The sequence below is a fragment of the Fimbriimonas sp. LA-C6 genome (assembly GCF_055398105.1).
The window spans coordinates 2,299,239-2,317,172 of record NZ_AP038796.1 but is presented as its reverse complement, the minus strand read 5'-3'; the positions used below and the strand labels follow the sequence as shown (position 1 = coordinate 2,317,172).

Here is a 17,934-nt window from a genome sequence, read left to right as displayed (position 1 = left end):
CACTTTGTAAATGTTCCAGTGTTTCTTAGAATGGCCGGACCACCTTAACCGTCAACCCAAGGCGCGTCCGAACAGCATTTGGATCACCCAATAAGAGGAAAAGATCGTAGCCCTTCCGAGAGTGCTGGCCATAAGACAGATAGAAGTTGTAGTTCTTGTCCTGCTGCACAAGCCGCCCCCCAAAGGACCGATGAGCGTCTAATCGATAGGTGCCCCCGAGGATCGTTTGAGTTGTCGTGTCCGATCCCAGCTTCGACACGCTGTAACTCAGGTTCATAGAAAACGGTTTGGAGACAGCTATCCCCTGGTTAATTCCAAGGAGACGATAAGACTGGCTGTTTACGCTGCCAAATGTGTAATGGACGCCACCCCGTTGTAAAAGTGTCTTGTTCCCCCACCATGTGCCGAGGTCCGTCGTGTGGTCGTGATTTTCTTCTCGCTTGGACACGTCTTCGCTGGCCGTAAAATTCCAACCCGAGCGAAAGCGAGCATTCAAGAACATGGCAAGATCGTCGCGAAAAAAACCTCCCGTCGCGTGCTTATACGATGCAGCGTCAAACTCAAAGTAATAGCCCTCAAGTTTGCCCTTATCGAACTGGTCAAACTGACCGACCCAGGCACTTGTTCCGCGCAGATTGACTTCCGGAATGTAACCCAGCTGGTTCACATAGTTCGGCCCAATGTCTTGGTAGTTGATCCCAAGCTGCGGCCGCCCCTTCCCGCCATCGACAAAGAATCGATAGAAGTAGTTGTGATCCGAGCCGTCACCAGCAGTCCATGATTGATCCATCACGGCACTCAGCCCCATCTGATCCTTGCCCTGCATCCAACCGTAGCTTCCGTTGATACGCCCAACTCGGTTGGCCGGATTGTTAATCATATTGTTAGCAGTTGCCGCAACTCCTATGTTACTGAGTGACCCCAACTCATGGTTGATGCTAAAAACCCCATCTGTTTGAGCGTTGATTCCTTTGCTCGTGGTGGAGAGGAGGCTCACAGAAGTCGAACCTTGCTTGCCCACCACTTTCACCCCACCATCCACCGTAGGAATGCGCTGAGAGTAGAACAACCCAATGTCTTGGATGAACTGGTTGCCCTCCGCAAAGAACGGACGCCTGTCTTGAAGCACCTTCTCTGTGTAGGAAAAGCTAATGTCTTGCACCGCATTTTCAACCGTGGCGAAGTCTGGGAAAAGCGTCGCTACACCTGTCATCGTAGTCGAGATCGGATATTTGACATCCAGCCCCATGCGTCCATAGGATCCCTGCCCACCACTAAGGAGCATGTAAGGCAGAAACACAGGCTTGGGCGCATAGTACGGCGGCTCGATTCCAGTGAAATCGTGCATGTACATGGCAAGGTTCCGATCGGCATTCAGAGGAACCCAGGGCCAACACTCCATGTTCGTCTCCCGAGCTAGCTTGCGCACGAAGAACAGTGGGAACTTGTTCGTTCCTTTCGGATACTTCAGCAGAGCGAACGGTATCGAAATCTCACATGTCCAGCCGTCGTCAGTTCGCTGAGTCACCGCCTTCCAGTCGCCCGCCCAAGTGATGTTGTCGGCCGTCCCACCCTCCAATTGAGTCACTTGGGTGCCTCTGGCAGACACAGAAAACACGCTGAGATTGCGGCGGCTACACTGGCTATCAATCGCCACCGCAACGTAATCGTCCTGGTTGATGTTGCCTTCGCGCTGGGTCTCCACCGCCCGAATCAAATTGGGCTGACTCTCAAGGCAGTGGAACGCCACATACAAGTGTGTTTTATCTGCGCAATACCGAACTTCGGTCTGCTGCTGGATCGGATCATCACTCTGATATCGATAGAAACCAGTCCCTTTCGATGCGGTTTGCCAACAAGGATCATCCAACTTTCCATCAATGACAGGTGGCACCTCGCACCGGGCGATCGACATGGTTTCGCGTGTCCATGGTGCTGGGTGCGGAGGAGGGTTTTGAATCCTCCCGGGTGGACCGGGAGGAGGCGCTGGAAGGCCAGCCTGAGCCAACACACCGCCGGGCAGTATCAGAGTAAACAAGAGGAGAGTTGATCGATGAATCATGATGGCAAGCAGTTCGGCATTAGATCACTTCGAGGAAAGTTGGATGCTTCCGGTACCAACCTTTAGGTCCACGCGATTGCCACCACCCGAGACACTGCCGGAGAGCTTATGACTGAGCCCATCTTCAGACTGGCTCACTCGGGTCATCCGGAGAGAATTACTGATATCTCCAAGGGAAACCGTTGCCGTGAGATCCATGCCTTTTCCGGAGGGTACGGTGAACGCAAGCTCACCGGTAGTTACGGATAGCCTAGAACCCTTGGCAGGAACTGAATGGAGATGTGCCTTTAGCTCGCCAGTGCTCACACCTGCAACGATTTGTCCTCGGCAATCCAAAGCGCTCAAATCGAGTTGACCGGTCGTTATATTCGCACTCAGTTGCGAGAATCTGCCGTGAACGGTGGCTTCGCCTGTGGTCACTTCGATATCTCCAACGAGATCAGCTGGCACATGCAAGTCGATCTCAAGGTTCATCCGCCGAGCGGATTGACTCCCCTGACCTCGATAGGGATGTTCTTCCAGAACAATGAGATCTCCGTTTTGCTTCAGGCTAACAGAGGACTCGGAGAGCCACTTTCGCTGGAAAGCTGTTGGGTTACTCTCGGTGCTCCTGGCAACGTTAGCAGTGACCTTCCCCTTGGAATCGGTGAAGATGCGAACAGCCCCGGTCGGCACTCTCACCCGGAGTTTCTTCGCGTGGGATGCAACCACCGAGAGCTGGGTCTTCCTCGTCTCATCGCGATGGATGAGGGACGAACTCTTTGCAATTCCAATGCCGGTAGCGGTGAGCACGACAACAAGCGAGACGTATTTTGTATTCAGTTTCATGGGTTTCACTCGAAAAAGAAGGCGTAAGAGAGGGTTCGAAGTGCACTCGCATTTCGAAACAGCTGACTGATTGGGTGTGAACCTAGGGTTTGTGTGTTGGTGTGGACTTAGCCGGAGGTTCTGGTGGGCTATCTACGGAAACCCGTACTCCGGAACCAGCTTCTAAAGAAGCTCTTACACTGGTCTGAACAATGCTCTTGGTGATCGCGCCAACTTGCTTCATCTGCTCGCCAACCATGGCAGTGGCCTTGTGAACAGCCTGGTTCGCGATGCCGCCTGTTTGGCAATTGGCCTGAGCAAGACTCTCGGCAGCAATCGCCATAGAGCTCTCAAACTCTTTTTTAGCGTGATCGAGCTCCGATTTGATTTGCTTTCGCTCTACTTCAGAGAGACCCTCGACTTTGTTCAGGTCGATTTGCAACTTGCTCATCTTCCTATCGAAGTCACGCTGTGCGTGATCAATCGGTTGTAGTTTCTTCTCGATGTCTTTTTGCTTGGCAGGTTCCATATCGGAAAATGCGGCTTCCTTCAAGTCGGCTACTGCTTCCGAAACATCTTCGCGAACTTCCTGGTGCCGCTCCTGGATCTCTTCTCTTGCCTCAACACGCCTCTCCATCAGGTCGCTGTTATCCACTGGCTCGGTCGGTAAAGGATGTGCCACTACAGCAATCTCCGGGCTCAGAGATTTCTTGTTCTGGACATGAGTGGGCACAGCGGCAGCTACGGTCGCTGCGGCGGCTGCAACGCAAGCCACAAAGCTCCAGGCAAGAATTCCTGATACGGGTCGCCGCTTGGCTCCCCTTTCCAAAATGGACTTCACTCGAACCTGAATTTGAGATGACTTGGCCATCGAAAGGGCAAGACCACAGTCACGGTAAGGTGCCTGAAGTGAACGAACCACATCAAGCAGCACAGAAGCGTAGTCGATGGGCGAGTAGCCAGCCTCTAGGACTTGATCGTCACAGGCGCGCTCGCTTTCAATCTGTAGCTGGCGAGCTAAAACCCAAGCTGCAGGGTGGAACCAGTACACCGCACGCAGGGTCTCAGCAAAGAGTTGTGAGAGCCAGTCATATCGTTTGATATGGGCAAGCTCGTGCAAGATGACCGCTCTTGTGCGGCTCTCAGGCCATTCAGTTGCCTGCTCGGGGAGTAGAAGGACGGGCTTTCGAAATCCCCATGTCATTGGAGGCTCCTGGTGGACACCAACTCGGATCTGCACATTAAATCCGCAGGCGTCCACCAAGGGCTTGGTCAGCTCGAAGAGCTCTCCAGTCTCCAAAGGGATGGATCTGAGTCGCAATCCACGAACTCGTAACAGACCCAAGCCGATCCGTGCGACCATGAGTCCCATCACGGAGACCCACACAATAAAGAGCATGCTCGTCGAGGAGATGACGCTCGGTGCCGCACTTGTATTCACACTCTCAACGTAAGGCGAGCTAGCAAGCACCACCTTTGCAGCAGGTTTGTCGTGAAGCCACGGCACTTCCCATCTAGGAAGGAAGACCGAAAGCGCCGGCAGAGCAAGAAGGCTGCTCATTGCCAACAGCAGGATGAGGTGACGCGCAGCTGCTGAAGATTTACGGAGGAACACCGCGCCAAGACCAATCAGCACCGCGAGAAGAGTCGCTCGGATCACGATGTCTGTGGCGTTATTCAACCAAACATTGGAAATTCTTTCGAGTATTTGGTTCATGGCGTGCCTGTCCTCTTTGCCTCTTCAATCAGCGCCGAAAGCCGGTCAAGTTCTTCGTCCGAAAGCGCCGTTTCTTTGTCTGAAAGGAAGGTGCGTACAGCACTCTCGAGACTTCCACCAAAGAAGGTCTGCATCACGTTTTGAAGTGCTGACTTAGCCGCCACCTGGCGAGGTTCTAAGGGTGCATAAACATAGCGCTTCCCGTCCTCCTCGTGGCGAATATGCCCCTTTTCTTCAAGGATTCGCAAAATCGATCGCACTGCCGAATACGAAGGAGCATCGGCCAGAAGTTCCATCACTTCCGATGCCGTCGCTTTCCCCTCACGATGGAGGATATCGATGATCTCGCGCTCGCGGCGACTCAGACCATTGCCGACCATCTTAGGCATGTACGCGACTCCTGTTAAAGAACATGCTGAAAGATTCGCACATCTCCAACTCGTTTGCCAAGGGGATGTGTTGAAAAACCTGCACTTTGTCTTTGGCCAGGTTCAAAGGCGCTAAAAAAGTCCTAGGTCTTCAAGCGATGTAGAAACAAACAAAGACGATCGGGTCCAACTGGACCCGATCGTCTTGACTGCCTGAAACCAGACTCAGTGGGTTCTTAAAACCCAAACAGGATGAAAGCTAGTCGTTGCCTGCTTGGAAGAGACGCTACCCAGCATCCGCTCAACCATGTTGTGGCCGCGTGCTCCCAAAATCAGCAATTCAGCGTGTACCTCTTGCATGGTCTCAACAATAACGTGGTTGGGCTCACCTTCAATGACCATGGAAGAGGCTTCAACCCCAAGAGCCTTGATGTGCTCGACAATACGGTTATTCTTGACAATCACATCCTGCGCAAACTCTGTGGGCTCACCCGCTTCGTCATTCAAAGAACCAACAGGCGCGACGTACAGCACATGCACCTTCGTGATGCCGCTTGGAAAAGCGTGAAGAAGCTCATGGAGGCACCGGTCGAAGTACTCCGAGTGGTCCGTCGCCAGAAGTGCCTCAACGGGGCCTGTGTTCCTCACTGACGGACGTGAGAAGAGGATTGGGTACTGCGAGTGGTTCGTAAGACCCTGAATAGTGCTTCCTGCAAAGAACGTTTCTAGGGTCGACTTGTTACTAGGCCCGATAGCGATCAAATTTGCCTGAAGCTCGTCAGCACGCTCCGTAAGGCTGCTGATAGGATTTCCAAAGGCCCGAAAAGTCTCGGACGTCAACCCCATCTGGTCTGCATGAGTTTTTGCTTCCGTCAAGAGCTTTTTTGCGGCCTCATCAAGGCCATGAATCGCCTCCCCCTGCATATCGGGCACTGGCATGGGCGAGAGGCTCACAAAAGAAGGGACCATTTCAACGGCGGTGACTAGCTCAAGCTGGTTATCCGCGAAGTTAAGGCGACTCAACAACCGTAGCGTTGAATCGTAGTTTCCGCATGGATCGATACCGACAACTGTTTTCAAAGTGATTTCTCCTAGCCGATTGCACGAGCAACCGCGATCTCTTCCATCCTTAGCATAGCCAAGTCGCGATCGGTAAGATAGTCAGCTATTTAGTGTCATGATTTCTCGGGACACAAATGAGGCAATACGATCCAGTCGAACTCATGCAAGGTTGGTAACGGCCTTACCTGGGCGGGGTAGACGGATCGGTCTGTGCGCAAGGAGTTGGTCGGACTTAGTAAAGAAGAGAAGCTGCTGGGCGTCAAGTGCATTGCTGATTGCGAATCCTTGAACCATCGGGCAGCCAAGAGCTTGTAACTGTTGAAGCTGACGGATGGATTCCACCCCCTCTGCCACAAGGTTAATCCTCAAGCGTTTACACAGAAGGACCACCGATTCGATGATGGCTTGCTTCCGGGGATTCGAATCACATCCGTCTATAAGCGACCCATCAAGCTTGAGAGTATCTATAGGAAGTCGATCCAACCATCTCAGCGAGGTCGCCCCGGCACCAAAGTCATCAATAGCGAGCCGCAACCCAAGCGACTTCAGAGCTCTTAGCGTGGCCTCTCGCTCACTGGTAAGTTCTGCTCGTTCCGAAATTTCAACCTCGATCATTTCCGGTCGCGCTCCTGTCCTGGTAACGATTTCTGAAATCCACTCGGTCGTTTTTGAGTCTGCGATTGACGCGGGAGATAGATTCACGGCGACATGAGACACAGGAACTTTCTCCAGTTCCCAATTCACGACCTGATTACACACTGTTTCCAGAACCGCCTGATCGATCGAAGTCACCAGACAAAACTCCTCGGCAGCTTCAATGAACTCACTAGCCCGCAAAAAGCCGAGTTGAGGATGGTTCCAACAACATAGTGCCTCAGCGGCAATCCGCTTGTCGGTCTTAAGGTCTATCTGTGGCTGATAGTAAACAGCTATCTCTTGCGACTCAACCGCAGATTGCACCTCATCTCGACTGAAAATAAACCGAGGGGAGACCGGCTCCCTGCTCGTCAGCTTCGCTCGATACATGCTTGCATCAGCAATCTCAATCAAAGCATCAGGCGTCGTGCCGTCAGTCGGAAAAAGCGCGACACCCAACGAACCAGAGATGGGGATCCGCTTCCCTTGGTAAACAAGAGGTCGATCAAAACACCGATTCACACGTGCCAGCAGTGCCTCCGCCTTTCGTTGGCTATCTACGCCCCTGCAAAGCAACAAGAACTCATCTCCCCCAAATCGAGCAGCGACATCACCGCCACGCACGATGCCCGATAACCGCCTAGCAATCGTTTGAAGGACCGTATCTCCACCCGTATGTCCCAACGTGTCATTGAGAGTCTTGAAGTGGTCGATATCAATGTAGATGATTGCGAACGCTTCGTCCCTTTTATCGCAAGCGGCCGCTAATTCCTCATTTAGCTTGGCTCGGTTGCTCAACGAGGTGAGGGCGTCGTGCTCGGCATTGTACTTGAGAGCTGCTAAAGAGTCTCTCGTTTCGGTGACGTCGACGATTCTTATCAAGTAAGCAGGAGATCCGTCTACGACAGTCTCTCCCACAAACATCTCCGCATGATGAATTCGTTCGCTTCGAGAAATTTCAATCTCTACTTTGGCGCCAACACTGACAGGAATCCCAAAAGGTTGGCCGACAAGAGTCGTTAGGTGCGGTGCTAATAATTGGGTCGCGGCTGGATTGGCTTCAAGAATAGTCCCATCGAGATTTACGACGACAATAGCATCCATACTATCATTCGATAGTTGGACTACCCGGTAAACAGGGATCACGCTAGAAGTGTCTGCTAGATCGACTTCCACTGTAGCTAATCCTTGCTGTAAACGCCGATGACTATCCTGCTCATAATCGATCCAATCTATCTGACAATACGTCAAATATCACGGAAGCATGATAGTTATTCTTGCGGAAAGAAGTAAGGTTTTGATTAAGGTTACCGCAAATTGCTATACATTACTTTAATCTACGGTGTTCCGATATCTTCAGGGAACAGTCGAGATAGTCGGTCAACTTCACTTTGAGGTACATACGTGAAGTGACCGGATAGTATTCCGTGAACATTTGTGAAAGGATTACCAATATTCATTCCTCTACCATCGATAATAAATTCTCGAATATCCTTGGCATGGGCCGATCCGCGCATCTTAAGCACGTTCAACCCTCGTCGGATCTCACCGTACATCTCAACATAGCGCAACAGGATAATCGTGTCGGTAATCGTGCTAATGTGAGCTTCTGTAACGGAGGCTCCTCCCAGGAGGTCTGAAGTCGTAGAAGTCATTAGACCCGTGATGTCTGCCTGCTTAATCAATGCCGTCAAAGAGATAACAAACTCCCGGATCGACTTTCGACCTGCGACACGTTCGAGAGCAGATATCGAGTCAACTGCCACGCGTTGAGGCTGAAACTCCTCGATGATGGTGCGGATCTTAATTAGGTGATCTTCAAGCGCATGAGCCTCGGGGTAATCGCAAACAATCTTTAGCAAACCCTGCTCTTGAAGAGCATGAAAGTCGACGCCCCAACCGCGTGCATTCCGAGAGAGCTGCTCATAACTCTCTTCATAAGCGAAGAGAAGACAGCGTTCTTTATTAGCAGCAGCACTGGCCAGATACATGGCCGAGAGCATTGTTTTACCGGTACCGGTTGCACCCGATACCAGAATGACTGAATCGCGGAAGTACCCGCCTCCACACATTTCGTCAAGTCCCTGGACACCCGTTGGCACGCGCAAGTCTGTAGAACGTTGCACCAACTCCATGGCCGACAGGGGAATGACCATAATGCCTGCTTCGGGGTGGATCGTAAACGGCCACTCGCCCTTCTGGTGATAGGTCCCCCTATATTTCAGGATCTCGATCGTTCGACGTCTTTTCTCTTCATCAAGAGTGTTTCGAAGGAGAATCACGTTGTCACTCACAAACTCCTCAACGTCAAAGCGAGCGACTGAACCGTAATCATTAGTTCGCTCAGCAGTAACCATGGAAGTGAGGTTCATTCTTTTGAGTGCATCGTGGGTCTTGAACAACTCCCTCCGCACCACGTTGGTATCTTCAAACTGACTAAAAATGGCACTAACAGAGTCCAATGTGATCCGCTCAGCACGGGTGATCGAAACGGCATGCTCGATTCTTGCGATGAGCCCTGACATATCAAAGGGTCCAGATTGGAGCGTTTCCACCGTGTAATCAGGGGATGCATCCACGAATACCCACAAACCCTCTCTCTCGTACTGCTCTACGTCCCAGCCAAATCCTTTGAGGTTTCTTCGAATATCATCCGGGCGCTCTTCGAAGGTAACAAAAACTCCGGGCTGTCCATATTTTCGAATCCCTTCAACGAGAAACTGAGCGCTAAAAACCGTCTTGGCGCTTCCGGCTGTTCCGGCGACGAGGGTAACGCGACCTTTAGGAAGACCGCCATGACTAATGGTGTCGAAGCCAGAGATGCCCGTCTCTAACTTCTCAATGGATTCAACTTTGGCAGATGGATACATAGCAATTCTTGCAGTCAGTCTGTCCTGATAATGTCGAGGCCCCGAAGAACCTGATCCTCGTTAGAAAGATCCCCTATTATGCGCCGCAAAGGGGACGGAAGTTCTTTTATGAGAGTGGGCGTTGCGAGTACTTTAGATTCTTCCGCGGACGCCGGGTCCTCTAACACATCAACGACCTCCAGCGTGTAATTGCCGTCCAGATCGGATTCACATATGCGACGGATGTTAGCAACGGCCCGTTCTGACCTCGCTGTCCATCCCGCTATAAAGAGTTTCAGAATGTGTTTACTCATGACTGTATGGAGCCCTCTGGATGATGATCATGCGGGTCAGAAATAGCAGTGCTCTTAGATGGAAATCCAAAGGACTGCATTCGGTAATGCGATACCATCGAGCCCAAGAGTTCGATGAGCAAATATCGCGATTCCTCGATGTAGCCAGCCCCCCGAGATGGTCGCTCCCTCATCTTTAAGGAAAAGGATCTCAAATGAATGCCGAGCGCATCTCTTGCCGTGCCGCGAAGCTGAGCAAGCTTTTTGCCAATTAGTCGAACGGAATGTGGATTGCGCCGGGATTTCCTGATCAACGTCGTTTCTACGGCCTCATCAAGAAGCTTTGCATACTCTTCGCAAAGCTCCTCAAAAGTTCCTGGAGCCGCCTCCGCGAGCGGTTTGACCCCCACGAAGCTATTCGTAATGGGAGAGGACATCGTACTCGGTAATCCCACCATGATCTCTGTCTCATTGATCAACTCGATAGGAAGGCGTATATGGGAGATAATTGCTCCCTCAATCGGGTCGGAAATAGGCGTGACCTGAAGAAGAAATAGACGATATTCGTCTGGACCGTGGCAGGTATATCGCGTCTCGTATTTGATGACCTGGCGAGTCAAAACAGAACGAATGCCAACACCATATTCCGTCGCGTCCGGATCTGCGTCGCAGACGCGCAAGTAGTTCTGACCAACAGGGCTATCGTAATGACCACTCGGCATCTGGTCCGCCGAGAACTTGATCCAGCTCTTGTTGACATAGACGATCGTGCCTTCACGATCAATCACCGCCACCTCAGTAGGAAGTGCGTCTAAAACACTGGCTAGCCCGTGAGTGAGTGGCTCGATTTGCATGGCAATTCTACAAAATTCGGTCACCACGAAGGCGACAATTACCTTTAGTAATCTTCTATGAAGGCATGTTAGCACAGGTTCCTACAAGTTTCTTATGGATTCTTGTACACATGCTGGGACAGGACTCTTATCGCAGGAATTGAATGGGGCTATCCACACGACCAGCCTCGAAAATTTCTAGACGCAAAACGCCCGGATTTGTACCTGGGAAAACAAACCTCAAGTAGATTGCGAGGTTTCAACCCTGAACCTCGCAAGGATACGTGCCGATGTCACAAATGAGATGGACCGAGGCGTTTACACAATTGGAACAGGAATGATGGCCGCGCAGCGAGCGCAAGAAGTCATCGCCAACAATTTGGCCAACGCGAACACAACCGGCTTTAAGCAAGACGGCCTCATGTTCGCCGACGCCCTCGTTCGCCAAATGTCCGCAAATGGAGGGACAGGAACCGATCTCGGTTCATTAGGCTCAGGCGCGGAAATCAAAGACGGTTTCACCAATTTCAGCCAAGGTCCCATCAACACCACGGGTAGCCCTTTGGACATCGCCATTGAAGGCAATGGGATGTTCGCAGTACAAGGGGCGAACGGCCAGATCAACTACACGAGAGATGGCTCCTTTGCCATGTCAGTCGATGGCACGCTGGTAACCAAGACCGGATTACCAGTTCTTGATCCGTCCCTGAATCCCATCAAGCTCGACAAAGGTTCCATCGCGATTGCCGCTAACGGCTCCATCACGGTGGGTCAAAGTGCAAAAGCTGTAGCCCAAATTGGACTCTTTGACGGCACCTTCGTTAAGCAAGGCGGCAACTTATATGTCGCTCAAGGCGAAGCTCAGGCCATCGATACAAAGGTTGCCGGAACGTCGCAGTTTCACCAAGGAGCGGTCGAAGGATCGAACGTTTCGCCGGTGCAAGCCATGACCGAAATGATCCGAATGAGTCGGATGTTCGATCTCGCGGAGAAGTCGGCTCAGTCGCAAGACGAACTGACGCAAAAGCTAATTTCTAGCATGAACAGCTAGGAACCAACAAAGTTTGCGGTGCGGCAGGACGCTGCTCCGAGGATCGCCTAGGATGGGCGAATGAAATGCAGGATCAGTATAGGTCCTGTGCCTTAGGAGCATATCGTTATGATGCGAGCACTGAATACATCGGGGACCGGAATGGTCTCACAGCAATATAACCTGGATGTCATTGCCAACAACCTGGCAAACGTCAACACAACGGGCTTTAAGGGCCAGCGAGCAGAGTTTCAAGACCTAGTCTATGAAACAGTACGCGCATCGGGTGTCCCTCGCGACGGTGCCCCTATCTCCCCTGTTGCACTCCAAATCGGTCTTGGTGCTCGTTTTGCTTCCACTGCGCCTAACTTTGCTCCGGGCTCTTTGCAGGCGACCAGCAATCCGTTGGACCTCGCAATAAACGGATCAGGATTCCTCAAAGTGAAGCAGCAGGACGGAACCATTGTTTACACACGAGATGGCTCCCTCAAAGTGGATGCAAACGGTTCGCTTGTAACCAGCGACGGCCTTAAGATCGACCCAGAAGTCAAGATCCCTAAAGATGCAACCTCAATCAACGTTGCGACTAACGGGACCATCACCGTTATTTTGCCAGGCTCGGCAAACGCAGTACCAGTCGATCCACCCATCCAAATTACGATGTTCCCCAACCCTTCCGGCATGCAACGCGTTGGACAGAACCTTTACCGAGCCAACGATGCAGCGGGTGAGGCAGTAGAAGGCCTGCCCGGAGAGAATGGTGCTGGAACGATCCAGTCGGGATTCCTAGAAGGATCCAACGTACAAGTCGTCGAGGAAATGGTGCGAATGATTCAGGCTCAGCGAGCCTACGAAATCAATTCGAAGGCAGTTCAAACGTCGGACGAAATGCTCTCGACGCTCAATAACCTCAAGAGGTAATTAGCTATGCACGCGATCTACACACTTGCGCTTCTGGCCGTCCAAGGAAATTCCCCAGTACAAATACGGGTGGATGGAGATGGCTATTTGCGTTTCGCCAAAGGAACCCAGGCGGTTTATGCGACGCAGGCCAAACTAACCATCACCAAGGGTTTGCTTTGCAACACCGATGGCTTGCCGCTCCTCCCGCAAATCCATGTCACCACAGAAACAGACTCGGTGGAAGTATCGATGGACGGAACCGTCACGGTTGCCGGCAACAGTGTGGGCAAGATCGTTCTCGTCTCGTTTCCAGAAGGCTCCCTTACTAAAGGGGCAGGAGACTACTGGACCGCATCGACCAAGGGTTCTTTAGGCTCTCCTGGTGAAGGTGTATTGGGTGTGATTCGAGGGAATGAGCTCAATACAAAACCCCCAACACCCAAACCCACCCAACTTCCGAACACAGCGAAAGTCGCATCGAAGACAAAGGCCAGTCCACTCGTAAAGCAAGACCCTAAAAAAACGAAATATCAGAAGCCAACCATCCAGGTAGCCGAGCACTCAGAGATCGAAGGACCCTACATCACCCTAGGCGAGATCGCAAAGATCGAGGCATCAGGCGACCTAGGTGTGGCGTTGTCAAACATCTCCCTCGGAGGCTCGCCAGCACCGGGAGCAAAGAAGCGACTTTCACAAAAAGACGTGACCGATCGAATGGACAAGCTGGGATACGAACCCAAGAACTACATCCTTGACTTCCCTGATGTAGTGGAGGTGGTCCGCAAAACCCACGTGGTGAGTTCAGACGAGATCATAGCGGCAGCAAAAAATGCCCTCAAAGAGCAGGCTGGCATCGATATCGAAACTCAGGCTTCAAAACCGGTGGAGGATGTATCGGTTGGAGGATCGCATGTTGAAGTCAAAGCTGGAGCCCCCACCAAAGTAGGAACAGGCTTTTCAGTTCCGGTGAAGATCATGGTCACCGGAGCCGGCACGATCTACCGAACGATTTTGCTCGTCCCTGCCGAAGCTCCAAAGGTTATCAAAGCTTTTGAGCTGGTGAAGATCCGCATCATGCGGGCAGGAGCCGTAGTGGAAGTCCAGGGCAAAGCGCGAACTGGCGGAGCCGTCGGGACTTCAGTGAGTGTGCAAACCGACGCAGGTGCAGTCCTAAATGGCACCATCGTCGCCCCAGGACTCGTGGAGGTGAAACTATGAAAAAGACGTTTGCTTTCCTAGCTGTGGTGCTGACCGCCCCAGCCTTTTGCCAGGATGACGCTTCCATGCGTGCAGGATCCTTGTTTAACCAATCCAAAGCCAAATCGCTCTTCCTCAGCCGCAACGCTTTTGCTAAGGGTGATGTGGTGACCATCATCATCAATGAGGCCTCCAACGGGACTTACACAGCAACAACAACCACAACCAAGAAAGACACGAACTCGACAACACAATCCGCGATCCCATTGCTGGATTACGTAACGGGTCCCATTTTGGGCAAGTTGTTTGGAAAGTCAGCAACTAATCTCAAAAACGCACTGACTGGCGCGAACAGCACGGGTGCTAACTCAAGTGTTGCAGGCTCGGGCACAACCACCAACACCGGTTCGTACACCAACAAGATCTCCGTGATTGTCAAAGAGGTCCTGCCAAACGGCAATCTCGTCATCGAAGGTCAGCGATATCTAAAGTTGAACAAGGACACGCAAAGTTTGATCTTGTCGGGCGTGGTAAGAGCCGACGACATCGCCTTTGACAATACGGTGTCAAGCGAGAAAATCGCCGACGCAAAGATCTACACAGAAGGAAAGGGCGCAATCGCCGAGCGACAACGCAAGGGAATCCTTACCCGAATAATGGAGTGGCTATTCTAATGTTACGAACTCTCTTCATCGCCGCATTCATCGCATCGTTTAGCATCGCACTGAGCCAAGGCGCACCAGGCACTCCGTCCACTGCGAAGAAGCCAGACACCACCAAGGCAGATCAACAGGCCCAGGAAGAGGCCAGAAAATATGAAATGCAGCTTCTCAAAAAGAAGCGAGAAATGATTCAAAAGGCCGAAACCCGAGGCGTGATGTCCCGCATCAAAGACATCTCCAAGTTTCGAGGCATTTGGGCTAACCAACTTCTGGGCTACGGCTTGGTCGTAGGTCTCGATGCTACGGGCGACAGCAAGAAGTTTGCAGCGACTTCCCGTGCGCTAGCCAACATGATGAGAAAAGCACATTTGGATGTCGATCCAGCCAATTACGACTCCAAGAACATAGCATTGGTAGCCATCACAGCGGAGCTCCCAGCTTTCGCCGCCCTCGGTCAAAGAATCGACATTACCGTGAGCACCATCGGTGACGCGAAGAGCCTGCGTGGTGGAACCCTAATCTACGGAGAGCTCAAATATCCGAACGACGAGAAGGTATACGCAACCGCCTCCGGCTCAGTCAGTGTAGGTGGATTCAGCGCCTCCGCCGGTGGTAACAGCGCGACTAAGAACTTTGTGACAGTCGGTCGCATCCCAAGCGGAGCGATCATCCAAGAAAGCGTTCCCACTCAAACGGTGTTCGGCAACAAGATGATCTTAGATCTAGACACAGCGGACATTACAACCGCTCAAAGGGTCGAAGAAAAGATCAACGAAGTGAACCCAGGCTTCCGAGCTCGGGCGGTCAATGGTGGCTCTATCGAAGTGCAAATACCCATCGGTATGACCGCAAACCAGGCACAAGCGAAGCTGGAAGAGATCAATGTCGAATCCGACATCGAAGCGAAAGTAGTCGTCGACGAAAAGACCGGAACGATCATTGTGGGTGGAAACGTCCGCATCGCGCCCTGCATGATCGCCAGCGGAAGCATCAGCGTCAAGATTGACGAAGAGATGCTAATCAGCCAACCCGGCCCCTTCTCCAATGGGCAGACCGTCGTGGTCCCACAAAAGACGTTGAATACCAAAGAAGAGAATGCGGAAATCGCCATGGTTCGCCCCAATACGACGGTGGCAGACCTCGCCGCGATCTTCCAATCCCTCAAGCTCAAAGCGGGTGACATCATCAATATCCTCAAAGAGATGCACACCCACGGCTCGCTCAAAGCCAAGCTGGTGATCGAATGAACCCACTCGAGATGATGGTGCAGACACAGACCGCTCTCAACAACCTCCAGCCAAAGCTCGACAAGTTGAAGAAAGCGTGCGACGCACTCGAAGGCAATTTTATGAAGGACCTCGTGTCCGCCATGAAGAAAGGCACCAGCGAGGTGCATTTTGGAAAAGCACCGGGTGGCGATGTCTATCAAGGAATGATGGATGAAGCCCTCTCCGGCGCTCTGTCAAAGCAAGGTTTGTTGGGCATCAGCAAGATGGTTTACAAATCCACGGCATCCAACCTACTCGCATCTGAAATGACTACCCAGGTGGTAGCCCAACGCAATCCGATCAAAGGAACTGAAGACAAATGAAGACGAGAGAATTACAAACACTGTGGTGGGACTGGCTGAGCACAAGCGAGCGCTTGTTGCGGTCGCTCCACGAACAGACCGTGGCCGTCACGCTACGGGATGTCGCTAGAGTCGAGAGAATCCAACCAGAGTTAGACAACCTGATGGAGCGCATCCGCACCATCGACGAGCAAGCTGTGGCTTGTGCCAAGAGACTGGCCGTAGAGTTTGATGTTGAACCAACTCTTCGAGGTCTGGTGCAGGTCCTAGATAAGGCAGAAGCACAGCAGCTCCACGGACTCGCGAATCGCGTATCGGTTGCCGCACGGAACGTGCAGGAAGTTCTGGAAAAGAACCGATCACTCATCGAAAACGAGATGACCTACATCAATGGCACGCTCACGCTGATCGCACGAGCCGCCGTAGAGACCAAGTCACCCTATAGCAAACGTCCTGTAAGATCGGTCCTCGTAGACCAGGCGGCCTAACATGCCCAGTCCATTTCAAGGCATTTCTACAATGAGCAGTGCCCTACAGGCATTCCAGCGTCAGATGGATGTCTTAGGGAACAACGTTTCAAACGTTGACACGCCAGGCTACTCCCGCCAGCGTGTCAACCTAGTCGAAGCTGACCCGACTCAAGTTAGCCAAGGGACAATGATCTCTCTGGGTAACGGTGTGTCTATCAGTTCGGTGACGCGCATTCGTGACATGTTCTTGGAAGGACGAAGCCGAACAACTGCAAGCGATCAAGGCAAAACAGACGTGCAGTCGGGACAACTGTCGCAGATCGAATCATTGATGAACGAGCCAGGAACCAACGGCATTGCAGATGCTCTCGACAAATTCTGGAACTCTTGGTCTTCACTCGCATCAAATCCAGCAGATGCAGGTAGCAAGTCCGCAGTCCAGGCAGCAGGTAACACATTAGCCAGCCGAGTCAGCGGGACCTATGCCAGCCTGCAAAACCAAAAGACGCAGATTACAGGACAGATCAACGACACAGTCAGAGCAATCCAGTCCGATATGGACGAGATTGCAAAGCTGAACGATCAGATCCGCCAAACTCAAACCCTGGGCGCAGAACCGAACAACCTGTTAGATCGACGGGATCAACTTGTCCAAGATCTAGCCTCAAAAGTTGATATTAACGTCCAGAAATTTGGAGATGGCTCCTACGCAATCTACGCAGGACAGATCACCTTGGTGGACCCAGGTGGGTCACACACGTTCCCAACATCGTGGAACGCAGCCACCTCCAGCATCAGCAACGCAACCACGACCAGCACAGTGATCAGCGGGCAACTTGCGGGCCTGTTCGATAGCTACAACAAGGTGACCGGCTACCAGGCTCAACTGGATACCTTAGCTAACAGCTTGCGAACGCAAGTTAATAGCATCACCATGACCGGAACGAATGCCGCCGGTGCAACGGGCCTGAAGTTCTTTAACGATGTGACCACCGGCCCGCAAACCGGTGCGGTCGACTTCGCGCTTGATAAAGTTGGCGTCGTGGGCCCACCTGCCTCAGTAGGTGTGGGCACCAGTGCTAGCGCAATCCCTTCAGGTACCTCAGGTAAAGCCGGAGATGGCAGTATCGCTCTTGCTCTCTCTCAGCTACGAGACGCCCCCGTTGCTGCTTTAGGAAACGTCTCCGCCACCTCATTCTATGCAACGTTGGTGGGAACCATTGGTCGAGACTCCGCCACAGCTGCAGCAGCTCAAAAAACCCAGACGGCCATCGGAGCGCAGGTCACTCAGCAGATTCAAAGCTTGAGTGGAGTGTCCATTGACGACGAAATGGCCAACATGCTCCGATTCCAGAGGAGCTACCAGGCCGCAGCGAAAGCGCTCTCAACCATGAACTCCGTCTTGGATGACCTGATGGCAATGATGAGGTAGAGCCAAAACTCTCACGCTTTGTAACAAGTTTCTCTACAGCAAA

The 17,934-nt window shown here is 52.2% G+C and carries 17 protein-coding genes; 8 read left to right on the top strand and 9 right to left on the bottom strand.

Going from position 1 to position 17,934, the window contains the following annotated elements:
• Positions 1 to 25: 25 nt before the first annotated feature.
• From ACZ51B_RS10790 to ACZ51B_RS10750, 9 genes are all read right to left on the bottom strand, one after another.
• Positions 26 to 1,915, bottom strand: a complete 1,890-nt coding sequence (locus ACZ51B_RS10790) for a carbohydrate binding family 9 domain-containing protein (protein WP_464293332.1) — start codon at positions 1,913 to 1,915, stop codon at positions 26 to 28.
• A gap of 171 nt (positions 1,916 to 2,086) precedes the next feature.
• Positions 2,087 to 2,890, bottom strand: a complete 804-nt coding sequence (locus ACZ51B_RS10785; RefSeq protein WP_464293331.1) for a DUF4097 family beta strand repeat-containing protein — start codon at positions 2,888 to 2,890, stop codon at positions 2,087 to 2,089.
• Positions 2,891 to 2,972: 82 nt separating this feature from the next.
• Positions 2,973 to 4,586, bottom strand: a complete 1,614-nt coding sequence (locus ACZ51B_RS10780) for a M56 family metallopeptidase (RefSeq protein WP_464293330.1) — start codon at positions 4,584 to 4,586, stop codon at positions 2,973 to 2,975.
• The gene (locus tag ACZ51B_RS10775; protein ID WP_464293329.1) at positions 4,583 to 4,975 is read right to left on the bottom strand and encodes a BlaI/MecI/CopY family transcriptional regulator; all 393 of its coding nucleotides are present in this window, start codon (positions 4,973 to 4,975) and stop codon (positions 4,583 to 4,585) included. Before ACZ51B_RS10775 ends, ACZ51B_RS10780 begins: the two co-directional genes overlap by 4 nt.
• A gap of 204 nt (positions 4,976 to 5,179) precedes the next feature.
• Positions 5,180 to 6,034, bottom strand: a complete 855-nt coding sequence (locus ACZ51B_RS10770; RefSeq protein ID WP_464293328.1) for a universal stress protein — start codon at positions 6,032 to 6,034, stop codon at positions 5,180 to 5,182.
• 141 nt (positions 6,035 to 6,175) lie between these two features.
• Positions 6,176 to 7,756 (bottom strand): putative bifunctional diguanylate cyclase/phosphodiesterase, encoded by a 1,581-nt coding sequence (locus ACZ51B_RS10765; protein ID WP_464293327.1) that lies wholly within the window; start codon positions 7,754 to 7,756, stop codon positions 6,176 to 6,178.
• Positions 7,757 to 7,989: 233 nt separating this feature from the next.
• Positions 7,990 to 9,522, bottom strand: coding sequence for a circadian clock protein KaiC (gene kaiC / locus ACZ51B_RS10760; protein WP_464293326.1), 1,533 nt, complete (start codon positions 9,520 to 9,522; stop codon positions 7,990 to 7,992).
• A gap of 14 nt (positions 9,523 to 9,536) precedes the next feature.
• Positions 9,537 to 9,815 carry a circadian clock KaiB family protein gene (locus tag ACZ51B_RS10755; protein ID WP_464293325.1) on the bottom strand — a complete coding sequence of 93 codons (279 nt, stop codon included), beginning with the start codon at positions 9,813 to 9,815 and terminating at the stop codon, positions 9,537 to 9,539.
• Positions 9,812 to 10,648 (bottom strand): hypothetical protein, encoded by an 837-nt coding sequence (locus ACZ51B_RS10750; protein WP_464293324.1) that lies wholly within the window; start codon positions 10,646 to 10,648, stop codon positions 9,812 to 9,814. The genes ACZ51B_RS10755 and ACZ51B_RS10750 overlap by 4 nt, the downstream gene beginning before the upstream one ends.
• Before the next feature lie 283 nt (positions 10,649 to 10,931).
• Between ACZ51B_RS10750 and ACZ51B_RS10745 the strand changes: the two genes are divergently transcribed.
• From ACZ51B_RS10745 to flgK, 8 genes are all read left to right on the top strand, one after another.
• Positions 10,932 to 11,678 (top strand): flagellar hook-basal body protein, encoded by a 747-nt coding sequence (locus ACZ51B_RS10745; protein WP_464293323.1) that lies wholly within the window; start codon positions 10,932 to 10,934, stop codon positions 11,676 to 11,678.
• Between the two features lie 108 nt (positions 11,679 to 11,786).
• Positions 11,787 to 12,578 carry a flagellar basal-body rod protein FlgG gene (gene flgG, locus ACZ51B_RS10740; RefSeq protein WP_464293322.1) on the top strand — a complete coding sequence of 264 codons (792 nt, stop codon included), beginning with the start codon at positions 11,787 to 11,789 and terminating at the stop codon, positions 12,576 to 12,578.
• 6 nt (positions 12,579 to 12,584) lie between these two features.
• Positions 12,585 to 13,778: a flagella basal body P-ring formation protein FlgA gene (locus ACZ51B_RS10735; RefSeq protein WP_464293321.1), complete on the top strand. Its 1,194-nt coding sequence runs from the start codon at positions 12,585 to 12,587 to the stop codon at positions 13,776 to 13,778.
• Positions 13,775 to 14,431 carry a flagellar basal body L-ring protein FlgH gene (locus ACZ51B_RS10730; protein ID WP_464293320.1) on the top strand — a complete coding sequence of 219 codons (657 nt, stop codon included), beginning with the start codon at positions 13,775 to 13,777 and terminating at the stop codon, positions 14,429 to 14,431. Before ACZ51B_RS10735 ends, ACZ51B_RS10730 begins: the two co-directional genes overlap by 4 nt.
• Positions 14,431 to 15,666, top strand: coding sequence for a flagellar basal body P-ring protein FlgI (locus ACZ51B_RS10725; protein ID WP_464293319.1), 1,236 nt, complete (start codon positions 14,431 to 14,433; stop codon positions 15,664 to 15,666). Before ACZ51B_RS10730 ends, ACZ51B_RS10725 begins: the two co-directional genes overlap by 1 nt.
• Positions 15,663 to 16,010 carry a rod-binding protein gene (locus ACZ51B_RS10720; RefSeq protein ID WP_464293318.1) on the top strand — a complete coding sequence of 116 codons (348 nt, stop codon included), beginning with the start codon at positions 15,663 to 15,665 and terminating at the stop codon, positions 16,008 to 16,010. Before ACZ51B_RS10725 ends, ACZ51B_RS10720 begins: the two co-directional genes overlap by 4 nt.
• Positions 16,007 to 16,477 carry a flagellar export chaperone FlgN gene (gene flgN / locus ACZ51B_RS10715; RefSeq protein ID WP_464293317.1) on the top strand — a complete coding sequence of 157 codons (471 nt, stop codon included), beginning with the start codon at positions 16,007 to 16,009 and terminating at the stop codon, positions 16,475 to 16,477. The genes ACZ51B_RS10720 and flgN overlap by 4 nt, the downstream gene beginning before the upstream one ends.
• A gap of 31 nt (positions 16,478 to 16,508) precedes the next feature.
• A complete protein-coding gene (gene flgK / locus ACZ51B_RS10710; protein ID WP_464293316.1) occupies positions 16,509 to 17,891 on the top strand; it encodes a flagellar hook-associated protein FlgK in 1,383 nt (460 codons plus the stop codon).
• Positions 17,892 to 17,934: the final 43 nt, after the last annotated feature.

Coding starts and splice junctions, on each gene's coding strand:
- ACZ51B_RS10775 (WP_464293329.1), bottom strand. CDS start 4,975: ATGCCTAAGATGGTCGGCAATGGTCTGAGTCGCCGCGAGCGCGAGATC.
- ACZ51B_RS10765 (WP_464293327.1), bottom strand. CDS start 7,756: ATGGATGCTATTGTCGTCGTAAATCTCGATGGGACTATTCTTGAAGCC.
- ACZ51B_RS10735 (WP_464293321.1), top strand. CDS start 12,585: ATGCACGCGATCTACACACTTGCGCTTCTGGCCGTCCAAGGAAATTCC.
- flgN (WP_464293317.1), top strand. CDS start 16,007: ATGAAGACGAGAGAATTACAAACACTGTGGTGGGACTGGCTGAGCACA.
- ACZ51B_RS10780 (WP_464293330.1), bottom strand. CDS start 4,586: ATGAACCAAATACTCGAAAGAATTTCCAATGTTTGGTTGAATAACGCC.
- ACZ51B_RS10755 (WP_464293325.1), bottom strand. CDS start 9,815: ATGAGTAAACACATTCTGAAACTCTTTATAGCGGGATGGACAGCGAGG.
- ACZ51B_RS10720 (WP_464293318.1), top strand. CDS start 15,663: ATGAACCCACTCGAGATGATGGTGCAGACACAGACCGCTCTCAACAAC.
- flgK (WP_464293316.1), top strand. CDS start 16,509: ATGAGCAGTGCCCTACAGGCATTCCAGCGTCAGATGGATGTCTTAGGG.
- kaiC (WP_464293326.1), bottom strand. CDS start 9,522: ATGTATCCATCTGCCAAAGTTGAATCCATTGAGAAGTTAGAGACGGGC.
- ACZ51B_RS10725 (WP_464293319.1), top strand. CDS start 14,431: ATGTTACGAACTCTCTTCATCGCCGCATTCATCGCATCGTTTAGCATC.
- ACZ51B_RS10730 (WP_464293320.1), top strand. CDS start 13,775: ATGAAAAAGACGTTTGCTTTCCTAGCTGTGGTGCTGACCGCCCCAGCC.
- ACZ51B_RS10750 (WP_464293324.1), bottom strand. CDS start 10,648: ATGCAAATCGAGCCACTCACTCACGGGCTAGCCAGTGTTTTAGACGCA.
- ACZ51B_RS10745 (WP_464293323.1), top strand. CDS start 10,932: ATGGACCGAGGCGTTTACACAATTGGAACAGGAATGATGGCCGCGCAG.
- ACZ51B_RS10785 (WP_464293331.1), bottom strand. CDS start 2,890: ATGAAACTGAATACAAAATACGTCTCGCTTGTTGTCGTGCTCACCGCT.
- ACZ51B_RS10790 (WP_464293332.1), bottom strand. CDS start 1,915: ATGTCGATCGCCCGGTGCGAGGTGCCACCTGTCATTGATGGAAAGTTG.
- flgG (WP_464293322.1), top strand. CDS start 11,787: ATGATGCGAGCACTGAATACATCGGGGACCGGAATGGTCTCACAGCAA.